3 protein-coding genes and 1 pseudogene are annotated in these 5,658 nt (G+C 68.2%); all 4 read right to left on the bottom strand.

Annotation, left to right across the window (positions count from 1 at the left end):
* Positions 1-3,097 (bottom strand): carboxylic acid reductase (car, locus tag A9W95_RS05985; RefSeq protein ID WP_067409688.1); only part of this gene is annotated, 3,097 nt, incomplete at its 3' end.
* Between the two features lie 63 nt (positions 3,098-3,160).
* Positions 3,161-4,091: pseudogene (locus A9W95_RS05980) on the bottom strand (ketopantoate reductase family protein).
* Positions 4,092-4,101: 10 nt separating this feature from the next.
* Positions 4,102-5,274, bottom strand: a complete 1,173-nt coding sequence (locus A9W95_RS05975; protein WP_067409686.1) for an enolase C-terminal domain-like protein — start codon at positions 5,272-5,274, stop codon at positions 4,102-4,104.
* A gap of 15 nt (positions 5,275-5,289) precedes the next feature.
* A partial coding sequence (locus tag A9W95_RS05970) for a nitroreductase family deazaflavin-dependent oxidoreductase (RefSeq protein WP_067409684.1) occupies positions 5,290-5,658 on the bottom strand: 369 nt, incomplete at its 5' end.

The following is a 5,658-nucleotide window of genomic DNA, read 5'->3' as shown; positions in this document are numbered from 1 at the left end:
GCTGCGGGTGGTCCGAGGCGTCCAGTTGGTAGAAGGACCGCGGTGCCAATCCGGTGGCGACCACACTGAGGATCAGTCGGGTGAACATGTCCGGCACGTTGAGCTGGCCGGAATAGCGGCTGTGCGCCAGGATCATGTCGGAGCGGAACACCGCAACCGGCACGCCGCACAGGTCATGCGCTTCGCGCAACAGCACCTCGCCGGCCCACTTGCTGGTCGCGTACCCGCTTGCGTAGGACTCGTCGAGGGAGCGCGACGGGCTGGCCGAGCGGACGTCGACGTCTTCGCCGACGAACCCGCCGTCGGGTAGCGCCGTCACTGCCACCGTCGAGATGTAGTTGATCGGCTTGAGCCGCTTGCTGATTGCCACTTTGATAATTTCGCTGGTGCCCACGACGTTGGGTCCGAACAGCTGGCTGTAGGGCAGTACGTGATTGACCAGAGCGGCCGAATGCACGACGAGGTCGACAGACTCGGCAAGTCGATCGTAGGTCGCGGTGTCCAGCCCGAGATTGGCCGCGCCCACATCACCGACCAGAACTTCGAGATGCTTGTCGGCCAAATCTCTGAACCGGCCAGACAATTCGTCGTCGCCGCTGTCGATCGCGGCCTCGATGCGGTGCCGCCCGGCGATCGGGTCGGCGCCGCGGGCCAGGCAGATCACCGCCCCGCCACTGGGTGCTAGCCGTTCCAGCCACTCCAGGCACAAGAACCGGCCGAGATAGCCGTTGGCCCCGGTCAACAGCACGGTGTTGACGGCGCCGGTCGGTGCGGGCAGCATCGGCGCCTGCACCAGTGTGTCGGCGTCGATGAACTTCTGCAGCGTCAACTCCGACGCCTGGGCGACCGTGGCCCCTCGGCCGTGCACGGACGCGAACGTCGGCCGGGTAGACGCCGAAAGCTGTTCGCCGTCAACGTAGCTGGCGATGGAGGCCAGCGTTGCGGTGGGGCTGACAATGGTCTGCACCGGTACGTCGATGTCGAAGATCGACTCGAGCAGCGTGGCGAAGGAGAACGCCGACAGCGAGTCACCGCCCAGCTCGATGAACCGCGCATCGTCGCCGAGGGCGGTGTCGCCGGCAACGCCCAAGGTGGCGGCCGCCGCGCGGCGGACGGTGTCGATGGTGGGCAGCTCACGACTCGCGGCGCGCAGCTCGTCGAGCTGATTGCCTTGGCTGGCTTCGATGTCGGCGTACATCGCCTCCAGGCGCTCGCCGTAGCGGGCTTTCAACGCGGGCCGCAACAGCTTGCCGACTCCTGAGAGCAATCCGTTGTCGCGGGTGAAACGCTCCGACTCCAGCAGGAAGTCGCGCGGGACCTCGTAGGCGTTCAAGTGTGCCTCACCGGCGATGCGTTGCAGCGATTCGGCGATCAGCGCGTGCGGATCGCCGTCGCCGATGGCCTCGGAGTTCGGCACGATCACGGCCAGCAGGAACGGTTGCTCGCTGCTGCCGTACAGGAAGATCTGCCGAATGTAGGGGCTGGTGGAAAAGGTGGCCTCCAACTGGGAGACCGCGACGAACTCGCCCTGGGACAGCTTGATGACGTTGTTGCTGCGGTCCAGGTACACCAGGTGATCCGGGCCCAGCTCGGCCATGATGTCGCCGGTCTTGTAGAAGCCGTCGTCGTCGAAGATCTTGGCCGAGAGCTCGGGATGTTTGAAATATCCCGGGATGGTGGTGCTGGCCTTGACGTACAGTTCGCCGCGTGGATGGGGCTGGTCGGTGGTGAAGTAGCCGAGTTCGGGCACGTCGACAAGCTTGTATTCGGTCACCGGCGGACGACGGATGATGCCGTTGCGCAAGATGCCGCCGCCGGTCTCGGTGGCGCCGTAGCCGTTGGCGACCGGGACGTCGAGCAACGACTCCATGAACGCGTGCATTTGCGCCGACAGCGGCGCGCTGCCGCACATCGCCGATATCACTCGTCCACCGATGAAGTCCTGTCGCAGTTCGGCTTTCACCATGTCGTCGAGCTGCTCGTCGCTGAATCCGTCGGCCGGGCGCTGGTCGCGCTCGCGGCGGTAGCGCCGAAAGAACATGTCGCACACCCGCGGTACCAGGTTCAGCGCGGTGGGCCGCACCAACGCGATGTCGTCGAACAGGGTCGACATGTCACTCTTGGCGGCGAAATAGCCGATGCCGCCGGAGGACAACGTGGCATTGAGCCATTCCAGCCCGTAGACGTGGGACAGCGGCATGTACTGCAGGTGGATGGCCGGAATGGTCCTGCCGATGTCCACCGACGGGCTGTGCGGGCGCTGCCACAACCGGGTCAACGTGTCGGTGGTGTACATCGCCCCCTTTGGTGCGCCGGTACTGCCGGAGGTGTAGATCAATGTGGCCAAGGGGTTTTCGCCCTCCGGCGCCACGAACGGCGGGGTGGCCGCCGCGCCGCGTCCATAGTCGAGTTCACCGGTAAGGGGCACGATCTGCGCCTGGTGGCCGGCGGCGGCCACCCGAGCGGTGGCGCGTTCGTAACGCTCCCGCTGATCGTCGTCTGCGCTGGTGTAGTCGAAGACGACCACCCGCTGGATCGACGGTGCCTCGACGAGCACGTCCACCGCGACCTCCAGCGATTCCAGGCTGACGGCGAAGACCCGCGGCTGGGTCTCGGCGATGATCGGCCCCAATTGGGCAGCGGTGGAACTGGTTTGCAGCGGCACGAACACCGCGCCCAACCGGATGCAGGCCAGATAGTTCACCGCGTAGTCGACGCTGGTGAAACCCAGCACCGCAACAAAATCACCCGGCCGGAAACCGCCCGGCAGTTCGGCTTGCCACGCATTGGCCACCGCCACCACCCGCTGGTGCAGCTCGCGGTAGGTGATGGTGTCGAATCCGGACAGCAACGTCGTGGTCGCCCTGCCGGTGGCCTGGTCGCGAACCACTTCATAGGAGCGTTGGCCCAGCGCCGGGCGGTCAGCGTAGCCCTCCAGGTAGGTCTCGACCACCTGGGCGACTCGCAGGCCGGGCCGGTGCGCCGCCTCGGTCACCGCAGGGATCGCCGCAGCGGCCCGAAACTGCGGGTCGTTGGCGTAGAGCTGCTCGACGCGTTCGGCCAGTCGCTGTTCTCGGGTTCGGTCAGCCACGGTCATCTCCTCGCGCCCCATTCTGATAGGTCAACGTCGGGGGTACCCACCGCATCCCGGTCCACGCGGCTAACCCGATGTAATTGGCGCCCATGAGCGTTCGATGGCCATGGCCACCGCGGTCAACGTCGCGTTCACCGGCGCCTCGACGCCGACCCGGGCGCCTTGGCGGGGAACCGCGCCGTTGATGACGTCGATCTCGCTCACCCGGCGGGCCTCGTGGTCGAGCAGCGCCGACGGCTTGGCGTCGGGCATTGCGGCCCCGAAAGCGCGCACGTGCGTGACCGGGTCGGCGACGTCGACGGCGATTCCCGACGCGCGGGCCACCGTCCACGCCTCGGTGGCCGCTGCGCGGCTCACCGGGCCCAGCTGCGCATCGTCCATCACCTGGCCGACCGTCATGCCGGTCAGCGCGCAGGGCGCGCTGTAGGCGACGTTGCAGATCAGCTTTTCCCACTGCATGGCGGCGATGTCGGTCACCGCGGCCGCGTCGAAGCCGGCGTCCGCCCAGGCCTGGGCGATCAAGTCAACCCTCGCGTGCGGCAACGACGCATAGGCGCCGAACCGCATGGCGCGCATCGCGTTGTGGTGCACGTGCCCCGGCGCGATTCTCGCGGCCCCGAACCCGCTCGCGATGCCGACCGCGACCCGCTGCTCACCGACGATGCCGGCAACGGTGTCGGCCGAGCCGAGCCCATTCTGGATGGTCAACACCGTGGTTTGCGCGCCGAGCAGCGAAAGCTTGCTCTGCACCGGTTGTCACGTCGGCGGCTTTGACGGCCAGCACGACGAGGTCCATTGGCTCGGCCGGTGCGGTGCGCACGGCCCGCAGCGCCACCGTGTGGTCAGAGCCGGGGCCGGTGACGCGCAGCCCGTGCCGGGAGATTGCCTCGACGCCCGCCTGGTGCCGGTCGACGACGAGGACGTTGTGGCCCGCGGCGGCGAGTTTGGCGGCGTAGATCGAACCCATGGCGCCGCACCCGATTACCGCGATCTTCATGCCCGCCTCGTCACGCCGTCAGTTCGGCGATCAACTCGGCCAGTTCCGCCTTGGCTTCCAGCCCGAAGCCCGGGCTGGTCGGCGGGGTGATCGTGCCCTGTTGCGGCAGACAGCCGTCGGGGTAGCCGCCGAAGGGCTGGAACACTCCCGGGTACGACTCGCAGCCACCCAATCCCAGGCCGGCCGCGATGTGCAGGTTGAGCAGGTGCCCACCGTGCGGGAAGGCGAACCGGCGGTCGAAGCCGTGGGCCTCGAGCGTCTCCAGCATGCCCAGGTAGTGCGTCAGCCCGTAGCTCAGGCCGGGGTCCATCTGGAAGATGTCCCGGTCGGCCCGCATGCCGCCGTAGCGAAGCAGGTTGGTGACGTCGGGCACCGAGAACAGGTTCTCCCCGGTGGCGAGCGCGCCGTCGTAGCCGGCCGTCACCGCACTGTGCAGCGCGAAGTCCAGCGGGTCACCGGGCTCTTCGTACCAACGCAATCCGTAGGGCGCCAAGGCCGCCGCCCACTGCGTCGCCGCGGTCCGGTCGAATCTGCCGTTGGCGTCCACCGCCACCCGCGAACCGTCACCGACCGCGTCGATGACCGTCTCGATGCGCGCCAGGTCGTCGGGCAGCGTCGCGCCGCCGATTTTCATCTTCACCGCGTCGTAGCCGTCGTGCAGGTAGCCGCGCATCTCGTCCCGCAAACCATGCGGTCTGGCTTGCGGGTAGTAATAGCCGCCCGCGGCGTACACCGCTACGGCGGGCGCCGGTTGCCGGCCGACCCGACGCGCGATGGTCGCGTAGGCCGGTTCGTCGTCGCACTTGGCGAGCAGATCCCAACAAGCCAGCTCCATCGCGGCGGCCGCCGCCGCCCGGTCCCCGTGTCCGCCTGGCTTCTCGTCGCGCAGCGCGCAGGCCAGCACCGCGGCCGGGTCGATGCGCCCGGAGTCGTCGAGCAGCGTGTTCGGGGCCGCCGCCAGCACCCGCGGGATCATCCGGTCGCGCAGAATGCCGCTCTGGGCGAACCGGCCGATCGAATTGAACGCCACCCCGATCACCGGCCGCCCGGCCCGCCGCACGTCGGTGATGACCGCGACCAGCGACACGGTGTGGTGGGTGAAGTTCACCAGCGCGTTGGCCGGGCCGCCGCGCGCGTCACCGCGCAGCCCGACCGCTCGCTCGAGGATCGCTGTGATGCGCATCGATGGGCGTTGGGGTCACCCGGTGGTGTCGAGCAACACCGCTTGCTCGAACGGCAGCCGCGCGAAAATCGGCCGCCACCGGCGGGTGACATACTGGGCGGCTTCTTCCTTGCTGACCACTCGCGGTTCGGCAATGCCCAAGCTCTTGCCATTGCGGCGCAACCGCCCGCCACTGGCCGCCCGCAGATTCTTCAGCCAGTCGCGGTCGGGGCCGTAGGTGAGCATGATGGCCACCCCGGGCGTGCCGTTGACGTCGGTGGTGAACACGTTGACCGGGGTGCGGTACTGCTTGCCGGAGCGCCGTCCGACATGCTCGACGATGCCGAACGGCGGGAGCCACCCGGCCCACAGCCGCTGCACCGGGTTGGTCACGCGCCGGTTGAA

It is taken from the genome of Mycobacterium sp. 1423905.2, assembly GCF_001673155.1.
Lineage (GTDB): Bacteria > Actinomycetota > Actinomycetes > Mycobacteriales > Mycobacteriaceae > Mycobacterium.
This window is presented reverse-complemented; position numbering and strand designations above follow the sequence as displayed.

Coding starts and splice junctions, on each gene's coding strand:
- A9W95_RS05975 (WP_067409686.1), bottom strand. CDS start 5,274: ATGCGCATCACAGCGATCCTCGAGCGAGCGGTCGGGCTGCGCGGTGAC.